General features: G+C 61.0%; 14 protein-coding genes. 13 read left to right on the plus strand and 1 reads right to left on the minus strand.

The genetic code is table 11. From position 1 onward, the window contains the following. The first annotated feature begins 85 nt into the window (after positions 1-85). The 13 genes from Q4S41_RS11545 (at position 86) to Q4S41_RS11605 (ending at position 14,392) form a co-directional block, all read left to right on the plus strand. The gene (locus Q4S41_RS11545; RefSeq protein WP_305031265.1) at positions 86-1,948 is read left to right on the plus strand and encodes a M61 family metallopeptidase; all 1,863 of its coding nucleotides are present in this window, start codon (positions 86-88) and stop codon (positions 1,946-1,948) included. Positions 1,949-2,161: 213 nt separating this feature from the next. Beyond that, positions 2,162-2,854, plus strand: a complete 693-nt coding sequence (locus Q4S41_RS11550) for a hypothetical protein (RefSeq protein ID WP_305031266.1) — start codon at positions 2,162-2,164, stop codon at positions 2,852-2,854. A gap of 21 nt (positions 2,855-2,875) precedes the next feature. Then, positions 2,876-3,874 (plus strand): PspA/IM30 family protein, encoded by a 999-nt coding sequence (locus tag Q4S41_RS11555; RefSeq protein ID WP_305031267.1) that lies wholly within the window; start codon positions 2,876-2,878, stop codon positions 3,872-3,874. A 54-nt stretch (positions 3,875-3,928) separates the two neighbouring features. Further along, complete coding sequence (locus tag Q4S41_RS11560) at positions 3,929-5,707, plus strand: OmpA family protein (protein WP_305031268.1); 1,779 nt, start codon at positions 3,929-3,931, stop codon at positions 5,705-5,707. Positions 5,708-5,854: 147 nt separating this feature from the next. After that, entirely contained in the window at positions 5,855-6,634 is a 780-nt protein-coding gene (locus Q4S41_RS11565; RefSeq protein WP_305031269.1) for an ABC transporter permease, read from the plus strand. Then, on the plus strand, positions 6,634-7,458 hold the full coding sequence (locus Q4S41_RS11570; protein WP_305031270.1) for an ATP-binding cassette domain-containing protein: 825 nt from the start codon (positions 6,634-6,636) through the stop codon (positions 7,456-7,458). The genes Q4S41_RS11565 and Q4S41_RS11570 overlap by 1 nt, the downstream gene beginning before the upstream one ends. Positions 7,459-7,647: 189 nt before the next feature. After that, the gene (locus Q4S41_RS11575; protein WP_305031271.1) at positions 7,648-8,667 is read left to right on the plus strand and encodes an MBL fold metallo-hydrolase; all 1,020 of its coding nucleotides are present in this window, start codon (positions 7,648-7,650) and stop codon (positions 8,665-8,667) included. 119 nt (positions 8,668-8,786) lie between these two features. Next, positions 8,787-10,289 (plus strand): sodium:solute symporter, encoded by a 1,503-nt coding sequence (locus Q4S41_RS11580; RefSeq protein ID WP_305031272.1) that lies wholly within the window; start codon positions 8,787-8,789, stop codon positions 10,287-10,289. A gap of 6 nt (positions 10,290-10,295) precedes the next feature. After that, positions 10,296-10,802 carry an energy transducer TonB gene (locus Q4S41_RS11585; RefSeq protein ID WP_305031273.1) on the plus strand — a complete coding sequence of 169 codons (507 nt, stop codon included), beginning with the start codon at positions 10,296-10,298 and terminating at the stop codon, positions 10,800-10,802. A gap of 152 nt (positions 10,803-10,954) precedes the next feature. After that, positions 10,955-12,802, plus strand: coding sequence for an ABC transporter ATP-binding protein (locus tag Q4S41_RS11590; RefSeq protein WP_305031274.1), 1,848 nt, complete (start codon positions 10,955-10,957; stop codon positions 12,800-12,802). 63 nt (positions 12,803-12,865) lie between these two features. Beyond that, positions 12,866-13,105 (plus strand): DUF433 domain-containing protein, encoded by a 240-nt coding sequence (locus Q4S41_RS11595; protein ID WP_305031275.1) that lies wholly within the window; start codon positions 12,866-12,868, stop codon positions 13,103-13,105. Next, complete coding sequence (locus Q4S41_RS11600; protein WP_305031276.1) at positions 13,089-13,418, plus strand: DUF5615 family PIN-like protein; 330 nt, start codon at positions 13,089-13,091, stop codon at positions 13,416-13,418. The genes Q4S41_RS11595 and Q4S41_RS11600 overlap by 17 nt, the downstream gene beginning before the upstream one ends. A gap of 77 nt (positions 13,419-13,495) precedes the next feature. Continuing rightward, the gene (locus Q4S41_RS11605) at positions 13,496-14,392 is read left to right on the plus strand and encodes a DUF2911 domain-containing protein (RefSeq protein ID WP_305031277.1); all 897 of its coding nucleotides are present in this window, start codon (positions 13,496-13,498) and stop codon (positions 14,390-14,392) included. 224 nt (positions 14,393-14,616) lie between these two features. Here the strand turns inward: Q4S41_RS11605 and Q4S41_RS11610 are convergent, their stop codons facing one another. Continuing rightward, positions 14,617-16,554: a CocE/NonD family hydrolase gene (locus Q4S41_RS11610; RefSeq protein WP_305031278.1), complete on the minus strand. Its 1,938-nt coding sequence runs from the start codon at positions 16,552-16,554 to the stop codon at positions 14,617-14,619. Positions 16,555-16,568: the final 14 nt, after the last annotated feature.

The raw sequence follows: 16,568 nt of genomic DNA on the forward strand, positions 1-16,568 counted from the left end.
ATTTTATTGTAAATTTTCCGCAACTTTGTGGCTGCGCGGCACATACGCCGGCTGGCTTATAACTTGTTTCCCTATCATTTCTACTATGCGAAACCTCGCCCCTATTCTACTCGCGCTGCTTTCTTTCGAAGCCCTTGATGCTCACGCGCAAACGGCGGGCGCGGGGCCGGCGGTGCGCTACACCATGGCCTTTCCCAACGCGGTACACCACGAGGCCAAGGTGACGGCCACCTTCTCGGGGCTGCCCGGCGGGCCGCTGCACGTGCGCATGGCCCGCAGTTCGCCGGGGCGCTACTCGGTGCACGACTTTTCGAAAAACGTGTACTACGTGGTGGCCACCGACGGCGCCAACCACCCGCTGCCGCTCAACCGGCCCGACCCCTACGGCTGGGACGTGACGCCGGCCGCCGACGGCACGGTCATTTTCAGCTACACCCTGTATGGCGACCAGACCGACGGCACCTACGTGGGCATCGACCAGCAGCACGCCCACCTCAACCTACCCGCCGCGCTGTGCTACGCCACCGGCCTGGAAGACCGGGCGGCCGAAATCAAGTTTGAGCTGCCCGCTACCTGGAAAGTGGCCACGCAGCTGCGCTCCGGCGCTGATAAGACGGTGTATTCGGCCCCGAACTTTCAGTATTTGATGGATAGCCCGGTATCGCTGGGCGTGCAGCAGCTGCGCACGTGGCAAGAGGGCGACCAGACCATTGAGCTGTCGGTGCTCTACCAGGGTTCGAACAGCGAAATTGACGCCTATGCCAAGAAAGTGCAGAAGGTGGTGAAGGAGGAAAAAGCCATTTTTGGCGAGCTGCCAAAGTTTGATTTCGGGCGCTACACCTTCGTGGCCGACTACCTGAGCCAAGCCACCGGCGACGGCATGGAGCACCGTAATTCCACTTCCGTTACAAGCTCGCGCACCCTCAAAGACGAGGACGCCACCCGCAACCTGGGCACCGTGGCGCACGAGTTTTTCCATGCCTGGAACGTGGAGCGCCTGCGCCCGCGCGATTTAGAGCCGTTTGACTTCCAGCGCGCCAACATGAGCGACGCGCTGTGGTTTGCCGAAGGCTTTACGCAGTACTACGGCCGGCTGAGCCTGCGCCGGGCCAAACTCATTGAAGACGAGGAGTTTTTTGAAGACATCAGCAACTGGGTAAACCAGCGCCAGAACGCCCCCGGCGCCCGCTACGCCTCGGCCATCGACATGAGCCGCCAGGCCACTTTCATTGATGGCGCCGCCACCAGCGCGCCCACCAACGCGGTGAACACCACGCTGTCGTACTACACGCAGGGCGCCGGTTTGGCGCTGGTACTCGACATGCAGCTGCGGCAGTTTCACCGCTCGTCGCTCGACAAGTTCATGCAGGCCATGTGGCAGCAGTACGGCTCGAAGCAGGAAAACTACGCGCCGGCCGCGCCCTACACGGTGAAGGATTTGCAGCGCGTGCTGGGCGAGGTGAGCAAGGACACGGTGTTTGCCGGGCGCTTCTTCCGCCAGTACGTGTACGGCCGCGAGACGCCCCGCTTCAGCGAAAACCTGCTGGTGGCCGGCCTGGCCGTGATTCCGACCCGGGTGCTGGGCGCGGCGCTGCCCAACCAGGTAGAGTTTGACGAGGAAGGCCGCTGCATTGTGGCGCACAACACCACCATCGGCTCGGGCCTCTACAAGGCCGGCATCGACCGCGGCGACCAGCTGCTGGTGCTCGATGGCAAGGAGCTCAAAAGCCGGGGCGACCTCGACGGCGTGCTGCACAAGCACTCGCCCAGCGACGTGGTGTTTGTGAAGGTGAAAACCCGCGGCGGTGTGGAGCGCACCACCCAACTCATTTTGGCCGAAGACCCCAACGTGGGCGTGAAGCCGGTGGAATCGGTGGAGAAAATGGTGTACTCGCCGGCCCAGAAGGCCTTGCGCGAGGCTTGGCTGGCCAGCCAGGCTTCCAACTAAAGCGACTTTAGCCTGGAAAGGCCCTACTGAAAAGGCTTGTGCGAGGGCACGGGTTGTTTCAGTAGGGCCTTTTTTACGTCGGCCCAAGCGCGGCGGAGTGGCTAATATATTTACCTTTGGCTGGGCCTCCTTGCTTTCAGCACGATGCCAGCCCATATCGATTAATTTCACCCGTTCGCTTCGTCCTGCCACGCGTTTTATTCCTTTCTCTTTATGGAAATCTTCGAGAAGCTCACCCACGCCGCCAAAGAGTTTTTTATTGAGCCTGAAGAAGGGGCTCCGGCGCCCAACACCCCGCCCACTGCGCAGTTTGGGACTTCGCAGCCGCCCGCGCCGGCGGCGGGCGCTACACCGGCTCCTTTCGCGGCGCCGGCCGTGACGCAGGCCGAGCAGCGCCACCTCGACCACATTGCGGGCCTGCTGGCCGGCGATGGCAAGGATTTCGGAGCCTACATGAAGATGGTGAAGAGCATGGCCGCGGCGGGCATGTCGGGCCCGCTGCTCTACCAAACGGCTTTCAACGCCTTCTCGGCGGTGAATGGCAGCTCGGTGCCGGCGCTGCTGGCGTCGGCTTCGCAGTTTGAGCAGGCCCTGGCCACCGACCGCGACAAAGTGCTGAGCCGGCACCGCGAGAAAATGGGCGAGGTGACCGTGCCCGGCGCGGCGCCCAGCGCGGTGGTGCAGCTCACGGCCCAGGAAAAGAAGCTCGCCGCCGACCTCGCCGACCTCACCCGCCAGCTCCAGGCCAAGCAGCAACAGCTCCTCCAGACCCAGCAGCAGCTGGCCGAGGAACGCCAAAAAACCCAGTCCGCGCTGGCCAGCTACGAATTGGCCAACTCCGCAGCTATGTCGGAGCTGCAAGCCCACCACAAGGCCGCGGAGGCCTTTTTGAACACCGCCAAGTAACCGAATCCTTTACCCTGTTTGATGAATACACCTTTACTGGGCCCGCCATCGCCTTCCGACGGCCTTCCCTCCTGGCAGAAGCCTGAAAAAGTGGCCGCCTGGGTTTTTGTGGCCGTGCTCGCCGGCATGGGCGTGTATTACTGGGGCCAGATTCTACCCTATCTGATTGATATTGTTTTCGATACAGTGAAGCTAGGCATTGGCCTGGGGGTACTGTTCGTGCTGTTTTTGCTGGCTACCAATAAGCGCATTCAGGCCGGGCTGTGGTATCTGGGGCAGCGCATTTTCCGGACGGCAGCGGGCCTGTTTGTGAAGACGGACCCCATCGGCATCATGGAAGACTACATCTCGAACACCGAGAAAGAAGCCCGCAACATGGAGGAGGAAGTGGGCCACATCGAAGGCGCCAGCCAGCTGGTGAAGCGCAAAATGGACGCCAACCGCGCCCAGATGCAGGAATACCTGGCCCTGGCTGATTCGGCCGTGCGCCAGGGCGAAAAAGACGCAGCCGAGAGCTACGCCAGCCGGGCCGCCCAGTTGGAGGACTACAACAAGCGCCTGCAGCCCATGGCCACCACCACGGCCAACGTCTCGGTGGTGATGCGCCAGATTCTCAAGGCCGCCCTGCGCCAGATTGACGGCAGCAAGTTCAAGGTCAACCTGCTCAAGGACGAGTACGAGCTGGTCAAGCGCACCAGCTCGGGCATGCGCGCGGCGATGAACATTTTGCGCGGCGACCCGGACAAGAAGTACTTCTTCGACTTGGCCACCGACCGCGTGGCCCAGGACATGGCCCAGCAACTGGGCCAAATCAAGCAGGCCATGCGCTACTCGCAGGAGTTCGTCAAGGAGATGGACATCCAGAACGGCGTGATGAGCGAGAAAGGCCAGGCTCTGCTCAGCAAGTACCAGAACGGCGACTTCAACGCCATTATGGACAATGAGCCGCCGGTGCGCCTCAGCAACACTGCGGCCACGGCCAAAGCCACCGACGACGCCTACGGCAAGCTGCTGGACTAAGCGCTGGCCGTTCTCGTCATCTCCAACTTCAACACCGATACCTAATTCTTCTACATGACCACACGCGGGAAAGTCCTCATTGCCATTATCGTATTGGTAGGGCTGTATTTTGGCATCAACAAACTCACTTCCAGCAACCTGCTCTTCAAGAAGGCGGCTACGGAATCGGTGCTGCTCAACTCCATTGAACTGCCGACTGCCTCGGGCGGCAACGGCGTTAATACCGTAGTGCCGCTGGCCCCGCTGCCGGGCTCCTCCCCCGCTGAGAAGGGCACGCCCGTGGTGTGGGAAGTGATGGCCTGGAACAGCCAGATGGCCGGCATGCTGGCCAACGGCGGGGCGCGCACCACCACCGGCTCGGCCATGGCGGCCAACGGCCTCGACATGCAGATTGTGCGCCAGGACGACGTGAGCAAGATGCAGGCCGACCTGGTAAAAAACGCGGCTGACCTGGAAAGCAACCCCGCCACGCCGGGCCTGATTGTGAGCATCATGGGCGACGGCCTGCCCGGATTTTCGGCCGTGCAAACAGAGCTGAAAAAGGCCGGCACCCAGCTGCAAATCATTCCGTATTCGGTGGGCAAGAGCTACGGTGAAGACAAGCTAATGGGCCCGAAGGAATGGCTCGACAACCCCAAGCTGGCTTTGGGCAAAACCGTGGCCTGCTACCTGCGCGACGGCGACCAGAACATCGCCCTGAAGTGGTGCGCCGACAACGGCCTCAAAGTCAACCCCGACGAAACCACCTACGACCCGCAGGCCGTAAACTTTATGTCGGCCAGCGACTTCCTGGTGGCCGCTGAGAAGTACATCCTCGGCAAGCCCGAAAGCCGCGACAAGATTGTGGACGGCAAGAACACCGGCGTGAAGGTGGACGTGGTGGCCGACGCCGTGGCCACCTGGACGCCCGGCGACGTGAATATCGCCAAGCAAAAAGGCGGCCTGGTGAGCATCGTGAGCACCAAAGAATACTCGAACCAGATGCCCAACATCATGGTGACCACCAAGCGTTGGTACGACGCCCACCAGAAAGAGGTGGAAGGCATCATTCTGGCCCACGCCGTGGCCGGCGACCAGGTAAAATCGCACCCCGAGGCCCTGACCCGTGCCGCCGACATTTCGGCGGATGTGTATGGCGACAAGGACAAAAACGGCGCCTACTGGCTGAAGTATTACAAAGGGGTGAGCGAGGCCGACCGCAACGGCGACGTGGTGGAGCTGGGCGGCAGCAAGGTGTTCAACTTCGCCGACAACCTGAACCTGTTCGGGCTGAACGAAGGCGGCACCAACATCTACGCCTCGGTGTATAAGGCCTTTGGCGACGTGCAGAGCAAGCTCTACCCCAAGGAATTGCCGACCTACGTGCCCCTGAACGACATGCTGGACCTGACGCCGCTGAAGAAACTGCAGGAGCAATACAAGGGCAAAACCGTGGCCCCGGCCGAAACTCAGAAGTTTGCGGCGGGCGACGAAATCCGGCGCAACGTGAGCAAGCGCGCCTGGAACATTGAGTTCAACTCGGGCCAAAGCACCTTCACCCCGAATGCCGAGCGCGAATTGAACCAGCTGTTTGATGACCTCGTGGTGGCCGGCAACCTCAAAGTGGCCGTGCACGGCCACACCGATAACTCGGGTGCCCCCGAGAAAAACCAGCAGCTTTCGGAAGACCGGGCCATGGCCGTGCGCCAATGGCTGGAAACCAAGAGCCGTAGCGCCTTCCCCGAAGGCCGCATCCAGGTGTATGCCCACGGCGCCACCGAACCGTTGGAGAGCAACAGCACACCCGCGGGCAAAGCCAAAAACCGCCGCGTGGAAATCGTGCTGGGCAACTAAGCGCTGAATTGCTAATCAGAACGTCATGCTGAGCTTGTCGAAGCATCTCTACCGCAACAGTAATTATTTACTTGCCCGGTGGACATCCTTCGACAAGCTCAGCATGACGTTCTTTGTTTCTTTCCCTACTGTCGTGCTTTCCTTGCTATGATTAAAGACTTATTCGTGCCCAATGCCAAGCCCCGGCCTTCGGTGTTTCTCACCATGGTGGCGTGCCAGGTGCTGTTTTTGCTGCTGCTGTGGCTGTTTTACCCCTTGCAGCTGTTCCCCAGCCTGGGCGAAGTCGTGGCCTCGTTTAAAGAGCTGGTGACGACGCAGGGCCTGATTCAGGAACTGTGGGCCAGCCTGACCACGGCGCTGGGCGCCCTGGGCATTGCCACGGTGCTGGCACTGCTCATATCGTACCTCACGGCGCTGCCCTTCTTCCGGCCCATCGCCTACGCGGCCTCCAAGATGCGCTACCTCACCCTGACCGGCCTGACCTTCTTCATGGCCCTGATGCTGAGCTCGGGCCACCAGGTGAAGCTTTCGGTTTTGGTCTTTGGCGCCACCGTGTACCTGGTGACGGGCATGACGAGCGTGATTCTGACCACCACGCAGGAGGAAATGGACCACGCCCGCACCCTGGGCATGAGCGAGTGGCGCAGCTTCTACGAAGTGGTGGTGCTGGGCAAGCTCGATGAGATGCTCGAAGTGGTGCGCCAGAACTTCGCCATTATCTGGACCATGATTACGCTGGTCGAAACGCTCTACCAGTCCGAGGGCGGCATCGGCCTGCTGCTCTATAAGCAAAACCGCTACCTGCATTTGGCCGGCGTCGTGGCCATCCAAATTGTCATTCTCGCCACCGGCGCCTTGCAGGACTATTTATTCGCCTTTCTGCGGCGCATGTTTTTTCCTTACTCCGAACTCAGAGCAGCGAAATAATGACGGATTTCTCTTACAAAGAGCCCATTCTGACGCTGCGGGACATTTCCATGCAGTTCGGGGGCGAAGTCATCCTGCGCGATATCAGCCTGGATGTGCTGAACGTGGTGCGGCCGGGCCTGAGCCAGGGGCAGGTGGTGGGGTTTTATGGTCGCTCGGGCATTGGCAAGTCGGTGCTATGCCGCATCATTGCGGGGCTGCTGCCCCCCACCACCGGCACCGTGCTGGTGGCCGACCCGGCGCGCCCGGTGTGCCCCGGCGACGTCGGCTTCGTGCAGCAGCGCTACCCGCTGTTCGACCACCGCACCCTGCTCGACAACCTGCTGGTGGCCGCGGGCCGCAAGCACGCGCCGGCCGAAGCCAAGGCCCGCGTCGAAGACTTCCTCACCCGCTTCGACTTGGCGCAGCACCGGCGCAAGTACCCCGCCCAGCTCTCGGGCGGGCAGCGGCAGCGGGCGGCCATTGCCCAGCAGTTGCTGTGCTCCGAGCACCTCATCATTCTGGACGAGCCCTTTTCCGGCCTCGACATTGCCATGATTGACGAGGTGAAAAAAATCATCCTCGAAGTCACGGCCCTGGACGAGCTGAACACCGTCGTCATTGTATCGCACGATTTGGCCACCACCACGGCCTTGTCGGATACCCTGTGGCTGCTGGGGCCTGAGCGCGACGCCGCCGGGCAGTGCCTGGCGGGCGCCACCATCAGCAAGCAGCACCAGTACAACCTCGCCCAGATGGGCCTGGCCTGGCAGCCCGGCATTCAGGCCCGGCCGGAATTTGTGCAGCTCATTGAGCATCTGAAAGACGAGATTCGCAAAACCTGAAGGCAGATAGTTAGTTAGGAAATCGCTGGCTTTTGTTGGAACATCATGCTGAGCGCAGCCGAAGCATCTCTACCGCGCAATGCAATCTATTTACCACCGCGGTAGAGATGCTTCGGCTGCGCTCAGCATGACCGTGCTAACCTGCTTCACCTGCTGAAGTCTGCTCATTTCACGTTTTTCATCCCTTCAATGCCTCCCCGCATTTCTTACCTCCGCAACGACGCCCTGCCCACCGTGCGGCCCGGATACCCCGGCAACAAGCTGTTCGGCAACGAGTTCGCCAATGGCGAGGAGCTTTTTGAGCCCAGTTTCGGCACGGTGCTGAAGTGGCAGCTCGAAACCAACCCGCAGAAGGCCGAGAAAAAAGCAGATACCTGGGCGCCTACTGTAGTGGACTGCACCACCGCGTTTTCGGCCACCGAGGATATGCTGGTGTGGCTGGGCCATTCCTGCTTTTTGTTGCGGGTAAACGGTATTTCGCTGCTTTTCGACCCGGTGCTGTTCAGCTCGCTGGGTTTGCGCCACCGCCACGCCCTCCCCTGCCCGCCCGAGGCCATTCGCAGCATCGACTACCTGCTGCTCTCGCACGGCCACCGCGACCACTTGGACGAAAAATCCATCAAGCTCTTGGCCACGCAGAACCCCGAGATGCAAGTGCTGTCATCGTTGCGCATGGCGCCGCTGCTGCGCGGCATGGCGCCGGGCCTGCCGGTGCAGGAAGCCGGCTGGTGGCAGCAATACGACCTAGGACCTGATACACCGTTGGAAATCAGCTACCTGCCCGCCGCTCACTGGCACCGCCGCGGCCTGCTGGACCTGAACCAGGTGCTCTGGGGCAGCTTTCTGATTCGGGACAAGCGCAGCGAAAAGCTCATCTACTTTGCCGGCGACACCGCCTATGCCGACCACTTCGAGGCCATCGAAGCCCGCTTCGGCCCTATCGATATTGCCCTCATGCCCATCGGGGCCTACAAGCCGGCCTACATGATGGCCAAAAGCCACGTGAACCCCCACGAGGCCGCCAAAGCGGCCAACGTGCTGCGCGCCGGCCACGTGGTGCCTATGCACTACGGCACTTTCGCCCTGAGCGACGAGCCCGCCTCTGAGCCCCTGCGCCAGCTCACAGATGTGGCGGCCGGGGGCATGCTGCGCGGCGAGCTGCACGCCCCCGCCGTGGGCGAGGTGCTGCGCTGGCAAGACTGGGAATAGCTTTTTGGGGAATGTCGGGCAGCTGGGTAAGAGGGCATGAGTTATTCTAACGACCTTTGTTCCCGATTGACTTTCCAGACTTCCGCCCTTCTGCTCCCGAACCCTCCCACCCTGATTAAATGTCGCCAACTCTCGTTTTAAGCCTGGTCGCGGGCTATTTTGCCGTTCTCATCATCATTGCGGTGCTCACTTCGCGGGGCGCCACCAGCGAAAGCTTCTTCGTGGCCAACCGCAACGCGCCGTGGTACATGGTGGCGTTTGCCATGATTGGCACCTCGCTGTCGGGCGTCACCTTCATCTCGGTGCCGGGCAACGTGTACGGCAAAAGCTGGAGCTACCTGGCGGTGGCCATGGGCTTCGTGGCGGGCTACGTGGTGATTGGCACCGTGCTCATGCCGCTCTATTACCGGCTGCGGCTGGTGAGCATCTACTCCTATCTGGACCAGCGCTTTGGCTACTGGAGCTACAAGACTGGCGCGCTGTTTTTCCTGATTTCGCGCTCGCTGGGCTCGGCCCTGCGGCTGTATTTGGTGGCGGGCGTGTTGCAACTGGCCGTGTTCGATGCCATGGGCGTGCCGTTTTCGGTCACTGTTGTGGTCAGCATCCTGTTCATCTACCTCTACACCTTTAAGGGCGGCCTGAAAACCATCCTCTGGACCGATACTTTCCAGACGCTGGCCATGCTGAGCTGCGTGGCGCTGAGCATCTACTTCATGGCCGATGCGCTGAATTATTCCTTCAAGCAGCTGGTGACGGCGGTGCGCGAAAGCCCCATGTCGCAAATCTATTTCTCGGATGTGCGCGACGACAAGTTCTTCTGGAAGCAGTTTGCCTCGGGCATGTTCATCACCATTGTGATGACGGGCCTCGACCAGGATTTGATGCAGAAAAACCTGAGCTGCCGCAGCCTCGGCGAGGCCCAGAAAAATCTATTCTGGTTCACGCCGGTCATCGTGAGCGTCAATATTCTGTTCCTCACTTTGGGCGTGCTTATGTACCAGTACGCCGCCGCCCGCGGCCTGCACCTCACCGAGATGAAGCAGCTTTTGAATCTCAAAGGCACCCTCGATACCGACAAAGTATTCCCCTTCCTGGCCACCACGCAGTTCTCGCTGGCGGCGGGTATCATCTTCATTCTGGGCATTATCGCCGTCACCTACGCCTCGGCCGATTCGGCCCTCACCTCGCTCACCACCTCGTTTTGCGTCGACTTTCTCGACATTCAGAAGTACCCCGAGGCCCGGCAGACGCGCCTGCGCCAGCTCACGCACCTGGGCTGGTCGGTGGTGCTCATCGTCATCATCCTCATCTTCCGCGCCCTCAACGAGCAAAGCCTGATTGATGCCGTGTACAAGGCGGCCGGCTTCACTTACGGGCCGCTGTTGGGCCTGTTTGCCTTCGGCATTCTCACCCAGCGGCAGCTGCGCGACCGGCTGGTGCTGCCCACCTGCACGGCGGCCGTGCTGCTCACGCTGCTCATCGTGACGCACTCCGTGGAGTGGCTAAACGGCTACAAGTTTGGCTTCGAAATCCTGCTGCTCAACGGCGCGCTGGTGTACCTGGGCCTGCTGGCCATTTCGCGCCCAGCGGCGGTGAACCCCCTTTCGCAAACCGCGGTTTAATCAATCATGAATAAGACTATCCTCACCGGCCTGCTGATGCTGGCCTCGGTTTCATCGGCGCTGGCTCAAACGGCGCCGGCCACTACCCCGCAACAGCCCATCATCCTGAAGGCCGACAACATGCAGGTGCAGGCCCATTCGGCTGCCAACCGCCCCGACCGCGCCCCGGTGTACCCCGGCGGCGAGCAGGCCCTGGGCCTGTTTTTTCTGGATAATATAAAATATCCCGACGCCGCGCGCGTCAAACAGCTCAGCGGAATTGTGCTGGTGACGGCCACGGTGAATGCGGATGGCACGGTGAGCAACCCGGTGGTGGCCAAGTCGCTCTCGCCGGAGTGCGACGCCGAGGCCCTGCGCGTGGTGCCGCTGCTCACGGGCTGGCAACCGGCCATGCGCAAAGGCCGGCCGCTGCCCGTGCTCATTCAGCTGCCGGTGCCGTTCGGCGGCGCGGGCAACATGAAGATTGAAATGAACAACCGGCCCTCGCCCGCGTCGGGCCGGCGCGTGAAGTAATGGGCGGCTGACATGCCTTAAAAGCCCGTTATACTTTGCTGCGCGCTGCATGACGGGCCGTAGGGTGATGTTCCCACTCCAGCGCTTCACCCGCGCCTCATGCCCGACGGCAGAAATTGCCGCGTTATAATTAGTTGATTAGATAAGACCCGATGGCCCGTAGTGGACTTAATACCAGTGGCAACGACGTTGCCGCCGACCTGCCCAAACCGAAAGTAACCCGGGAATCCCTCAAGCGCGGCCTGCGCATATTCCGCTACGTGCTGCCCTACCGCAGCAAGTTTGCCGTGGGCATGGCTTTGCTGGTGCTCAGCAGCCTGAGCACCATGTCTTTCCCGTGGATAGCCGGCAAGCTGGTGAATGCGGCCACTGGCAAGCCCTTAATATTTGGCGGGCTGGTGCTCGACATTAACCGCATTGCGTTGGGGCTTTTCCTGGTCACGGTGTTGCAGGGGCTTTTTTCGTTTGGGCGCATCTGGTTTTTCACGCAGGTGAGCGAGTTCTCGGTGCGCGACATTCGCCAGGCGCTCTACGCCAAGTTTGTGCAACTGCCCATTCCGTTCTTCGAGAAAAACCGCGTGGGGGCCATCACGTCGCGCATTACCAGCGACGTTTCCCAGATTCAGGATTCGTTTTCGCTGACGCTGGCCGAGCTGTTCCGGCAGGTGTTTACGCTCGTGGTCGGCATTGGCTTCATCATGTTTGTGTCGTGGCGGCTGTCGGCGTTTATGCTGCTTACGTTTCCCCCCATCGTGCTGGCGGCGGGCCTGTTCGGCCGCAAAATCCGCAACCTGTCGAAGACCGTACAGCAGGAACTGGCGCACACCAACACCATTGTGGAGGAAACCCTGCAAGCCATCAATTCGGTGAAGGCCTACACCAATGAGAAGTTCGAAACCGCCCGTTACAACCTGTCCCTAGGCAAGGTGGTGCGGGCGGCGCTGCAAAGCAACCTCTACCGCGGTGGCTTTGTGTCGTTTGTCATCATCGGCCTGTTTGGCGGCATTATTCTGGTGTTGTGGCGCGGGGCCACACTGGTACACACGCCCCCGGGCGACCCCAACCACCTCGAAATCGGTGACTTGGTGACGTTCATCATCCTCACGGCCTACATCGGTGCCTCGGTGGCCGGCTTGGGCGAGCTGTACGGCAAAGTGCAGAGCACGCTGGGCGCCTCCGAGCGCATCCTCGAAATCCTCGACGAAGCCCCCGAGCCCACCCATATCGAGCCGGCCGTGGGGCTCACGCCGGCCCGCATTCAGGGCGATATCCGGTACGAGCACGTGGCCTTCCGCTACCCCACCCGGCCCGACGTGCCAGTGCTCAAAGACATCAACTTTCACATTGCAGCGGGCGAGAAAATTGCCCTCGTGGGCCCCAGCGGCGCGGGCAAAAGCACCATTGCCGGCCTGCTGATGCAGTTTTATCCGCTCAGCGGCGGCCGCATCGTGGTCGATGGCCACGACATAGATGCTTACGACCTCACAGCCCTGCGCCGCCACATCGGCATTGTGCCGCAGGAAACGCTGCTCTTTGGCGGCACCATTCGCGAGAATATTGCCTACGGCAAGCCCGGCGCCAGCGACGCCGAAATCATCGAAGCGGCCGAGCGCGCCAATGCCTGGCAATTTATCCAAGCCTTCCCCGAGGCGCTCGATACGGTGGTGGGCGACCGCGGCATCAAGCTCTCGGGCGGGCAGCGCCAACGCGTGGCCATTGCCCGCGCCATCCTGAAAAACCCCGCCATCCTGATTCTGGACGAAGCCACGTCCTCCCTAGACAGCGAAAGCGAAAAGCTGGTGCAAGGCGCCCTCGACGAGCTGATGCAGCACCGCACCAGCCTCATTATCGCCCACCGCCTGAGCACCATCCGCAAAGTCGACAAAATCCTGGTCATCGACGGCGGCCGCATCGTGGAGGCCGGCTCGCACGAGGAGCTGAGCGAGCGCGAGGGCGGGCTGTATGCGAATCTGCTGCGGTTGCAGTTTGAACTGACGTAGAGCACAATACTTATCATTTTCATGGAACCCGCGCCCCGAGCGCGGGTTTCGTATTTTTACCTCATGGACCTCCACGCCCTCATCACCATTGACCCCGATATTCTCGGCGGTCAGCCCGTTTTTACCGGTACCCGCGTGCCCATCGAGACTCTGTTTGACCATCTGGAAGCGGGAGTTTCGGTGGACGAGTTTCTGGATGATTTCCCCACGGTTTCCAAAGCGCAGGCCATTGCGCTACTTGAAGCGGCCACCAAGCTGCTTACCTCCGCCAACGTAGCCCAACTGTATGCGGCTGTTGCTTGATGAAAACCTGCCCAAGCACTTGAAACAGGATTTCGTCGACCACGACATTTTCACGGTGCGCGACAAACAGTGGAATGGCATCAAGAACGGAGAACTCCTGAAACTGATGGTGGCTGAAGGCTTTGAGGCGCTATTGACGTTTGATAAAAACCTGCAGCACCAGCAGAATTTCGAGAAGTACACCCTAACGGTATTTGTGTTGAATGCCCCCATTAATACCTACACTGAGTTGACAAAACTTTCTACCCAAATCAACACGCTGCTGGCTGCGGGCGATTTACCGCCCGGCCCCATCATTATTCAGGCAGGCTAAACCTAAAAACCCGCGCCCCAAGCGCGGGTTTCGTATTTTTAGCCCCTCAACAACTCTCCCTCACTCTCTCCTTACTGATGAGCAAGCACTTCCTGAGTTTCTCCGTCGCTGTGGCAACGGCCGCTACCCTGCTGGCCGCTCCGGCTGCCCACGCCCAAATCCGCACGCCCGCGGCCAGCCCCCAAAGCACCATTACGCAACGCGTGGGCCTCACTGATGTCACCATCGTGTACTCGCGGCCCAGCGCCAAGGGCCGCAGCATTTTCGGCAGCGACAACTCGTTGGTGCCGAATGGCAAGCGCTGGCGCACTGGCGCCAACGCCACCACCAGCATCAAATTCTCCGATGACGTGACCATCGAAGGCAAGAAGATTCCGGCCGGCGAGTACGGCATCTACACCGTGCCGCGCCCCGGCGAATGGACCGTGGTGCTGAACAAAAGCCTCAAGCAGGGCGCCGACGTGGACGGTTTCAAGGACGACCAAGACGTGGCCCGCTTCACCATTAAGCCCTACAAGGTGGCTGGCAGCAAGGTCGAAACCTTCACCATCGCCTTCACCGACCTGACGCCCGCCACCGCCAACGTGGCCATGGAGTGGGAAAACACCGGCGCTAAGTTCAAAATCACCGCCGATGTGGAAAGCAAGGTGATGGCCCAGATTGACGAGAAAGTCATCAAAGCCGCCACTCCCGCTCCCGCCGACCTGGCCGCCGCCGCCGTGTATTACTACGACAACAACAAGGACCTGAAGCAGGCCGTGACCTGGATGGAAAAGGCCAACGCCGCCGAGCCCACCAAGTACTGGAACCTGAACACGGAAGCCAAAATCCGCCTGAAAATGAAGGATTACGCCGGTGCTACCAAAGCCGCCGAAGCCTCGAAGAAAGCCGCGCTGGCCGCCACGCCGCCGAATGGCGAGTACGTGAAAATGAACGAGGAGCTGATGGCGCAGGCCAAGAAGATGGGTAAGTAAATCGCCTGTCATTGCGAGTGGAGCGCAGCACAACGCGGCAATCCGTCCTCTCTCAGCGACTAGCCTTCTGAAGTGAAAAGCCCCGGCTCTGCGTAGAGACGGGGCTTTTTACGTTTTAAGAAAGTCCGTGTCACGTCTCGGAGTTGGTCACCGAGAGAGGACGGATTGCCACGTTGTGCTGCGCTCCACTCGCGATGACAAGCGGGCGCGACGGGCGGCTGTTGCTACGGCAGCACCTTCACCGCCAGTTGCGAGGCATTGGCAGCCGAGTGATACAAACGGTGCGTAGCGGTTTGGAAATCGGCTTCATCGGCCTTGTAGATGTTGTCGACGTACTTCTGCGGGTTGCGGTCGACGAGCGGGAACCAGGTGCTTTGCACCTGCACCATGAGGCGGTGGCCGGGCTGGAAGGTGTGCATCAGGTCCTGCACGGTGAAGGGCACGGGCGTAACCTGGCCGGGCACGAAGGGCTCGGGCTTGCTGAAGCTGTTGCGGAAGCGGCCGCGCATCACCTCGGAGCGCACCATTTGCTGGTAGCCGCCGAGGTGCACGCTGGGATTGAGGCGCGGGTTGTCGGGGGTGTTGTCGGGGTACACGTCGATGATTTTCACCACCCAGTCGGCATCGGTGCCGGTGGTAGCTACCTGCAGCAGCGCCTCGATGGGGCCGGCCAGGGTGAGCGGGGCGGTGAGAACGTCGGTTTGGTAGGTGAGCACGTCGGGGCGGCGGCTGGCGAAGCGCTGGTCGTCGGTCATGTACTCGCGGGTCATGCCCGTGGTGGTGACTTCGGAAAAGGGCACGGGGTGGGCCGGGTCGCTCAGAAACTGGTCGAACTCGGGGCCGCCGGCGGGTTTGTCGAAGCTGATTTTGCCGCCGGGCTGGAAGTAGAGTGTGCGGTCCTGCGCGGCTTTGGGCGGCCAGGCATCGAAGGTGCGCCACTGATTGGTGCCGCTTTCAAACACGGTGGCTTCGGGCAGGTCGGCCGGCTTGCCGTTTTTCAGGTAAGACTTGAAGAATTTGGCTTCGATTTCTTTCTGGTAATAGAAGGAGGGCGCGTCGCCGTAGGCCACGTTGCCCACGATTTCGCCCGACCCGCGGGCCCAGCCGCCGTGCACCCAGGGGCCCATCACCAGGCTGTTGCGCAGGCCCGGGTTCTGCTTTTCGATGGCGCTGTAGATGTGCAAAGCGCCGAACAAGTCCTCAGCGTCGTTGAAGCCGCCCACGGTGAGCACGGCCGTGCCGGGCTGCAGGTTTTTGAGGTGGGGCCGCAGGTCGCGCGCCTGCCAGAACTCGTCGTAGTTGGGGTGCTGCATCAGGTCGTTCCAGAAGCTGACCTGGCCCTTGTAGTAGCGGGCATCGGCGTTTTTCAGCGGGCCCATTTTCAGGAAGAAGTCGTAGCCATCGGGTGTGCCGTGCTTAAAGGCGGGGTTGCCGGTGGGCGTGGGCTGCGGCCGGGGCAGGCCAAACGAGGCCAGGAAATTGAAGGCGTGGGGCAGGAAAAACGCGCCGTTGTGGTGGAAGTCGTCCCAGAACCAGTCGGCGATGGGTGCCTGGGGCGAGGCGGCTTTCAGGGCCGGGTGGCGGGCCAGCAGGCCGGTGGCGGTGTAGTAGCCGGGGTAGCTGATGCCCCACTGGCCCACGCGGCCGTTGCTCTTGGGTGCCTGCTTGTTCTTGAGCAGCCACTCGATGGTATCGAAGGTGTCGGTGCCTTCGTCCACATCGGTTTTGCCCTTGTGCACTTCCTTTTCGGGGCGCACGTCAATGAACTGGCCTTCGCTCATGTAGCGCCCGCGCACGTCCTGGTACACGAAAATGTAGCCCTCGTGCATCATTTCGGTGCTGGGGCCCAGGTTCAGCTTCATACGGGCCGATTTATAGGGCCCGATGGCGTAGGGCGTGCGGTTCAGCATGATGGGGTAGCGCACCTGGTCGGCATCATTCGGCGCGTACACGATGGTGTAGAGCTTTACCCCGTCGCGCATGGGCACCTGGAATTCCGTTTTTTTGTAGTGCTGCTTGATGTAGGAAGTGTCCGCAATGATGGTGGCGTAACGGGCTTTGTCGACTTCCGACCACACCGGGTACGAAGCCCCCACCTGCTGGGCGCAGACGTGCGTGGCCGTGGCGCCGAGCACCACCGCAAACAGTAAAACTGATTTCATGCCGGGCATAGATT

The sequence above is a fragment of the Hymenobacter convexus genome (assembly GCF_030580955.1).
GTDB lineage: Bacteria > Bacteroidota > Bacteroidia > Cytophagales > Hymenobacteraceae > Hymenobacter.

What these genes read in the sequence shown, in the direction of transcription:
- Q4S41_RS11555 (WP_305031267.1), top strand. Translation starts at nt 2,876, where the DNA reads ATGAATACACCTTTACTGGGCCCGCCATCGCCTTCCGACGGCCTTCCC.
- Q4S41_RS11585 (WP_305031273.1), top strand. Translation starts at nt 10,296, where the DNA reads ATGAATAAGACTATCCTCACCGGCCTGCTGATGCTGGCCTCGGTTTCA.
- Q4S41_RS11570 (WP_305031270.1), top strand. Translation starts at nt 6,634, where the DNA reads ATGACGGATTTCTCTTACAAAGAGCCCATTCTGACGCTGCGGGACATT.
- Q4S41_RS11610 (WP_305031278.1), bottom strand. Translation starts at nt 16,554, where the DNA reads ATGAAATCAGTTTTACTGTTTGCGGTGGTGCTCGGCGCCACGGCCACG.
- Q4S41_RS11550 (WP_305031266.1), top strand. Translation starts at nt 2,162, where the DNA reads ATGGAAATCTTCGAGAAGCTCACCCACGCCGCCAAAGAGTTTTTTATT.
- Q4S41_RS11600 (WP_305031276.1), top strand. Translation starts at nt 13,089, where the DNA reads ATGCGGCTGTTGCTTGATGAAAACCTGCCCAAGCACTTGAAACAGGAT.
- Q4S41_RS11560 (WP_305031268.1), top strand. Translation starts at nt 3,929, where the DNA reads ATGACCACACGCGGGAAAGTCCTCATTGCCATTATCGTATTGGTAGGG.
- Q4S41_RS11590 (WP_305031274.1), top strand. Translation starts at nt 10,955, where the DNA reads ATGGCCCGTAGTGGACTTAATACCAGTGGCAACGACGTTGCCGCCGAC.
- Q4S41_RS11565 (WP_305031269.1), top strand. Translation starts at nt 5,855, where the DNA reads ATGATTAAAGACTTATTCGTGCCCAATGCCAAGCCCCGGCCTTCGGTG.
- Q4S41_RS11580 (WP_305031272.1), top strand. Translation starts at nt 8,787, where the DNA reads ATGTCGCCAACTCTCGTTTTAAGCCTGGTCGCGGGCTATTTTGCCGTT.
- Q4S41_RS11575 (WP_305031271.1), top strand. Translation starts at nt 7,648, where the DNA reads ATGCCTCCCCGCATTTCTTACCTCCGCAACGACGCCCTGCCCACCGTG.
- Q4S41_RS11595 (WP_305031275.1), top strand. Translation starts at nt 12,866, where the DNA reads ATGGACCTCCACGCCCTCATCACCATTGACCCCGATATTCTCGGCGGT.
- Q4S41_RS11605 (WP_305031277.1), top strand. Translation starts at nt 13,496, where the DNA reads ATGAGCAAGCACTTCCTGAGTTTCTCCGTCGCTGTGGCAACGGCCGCT.
- Q4S41_RS11545 (WP_305031265.1), top strand. Translation starts at nt 86, where the DNA reads ATGCGAAACCTCGCCCCTATTCTACTCGCGCTGCTTTCTTTCGAAGCC.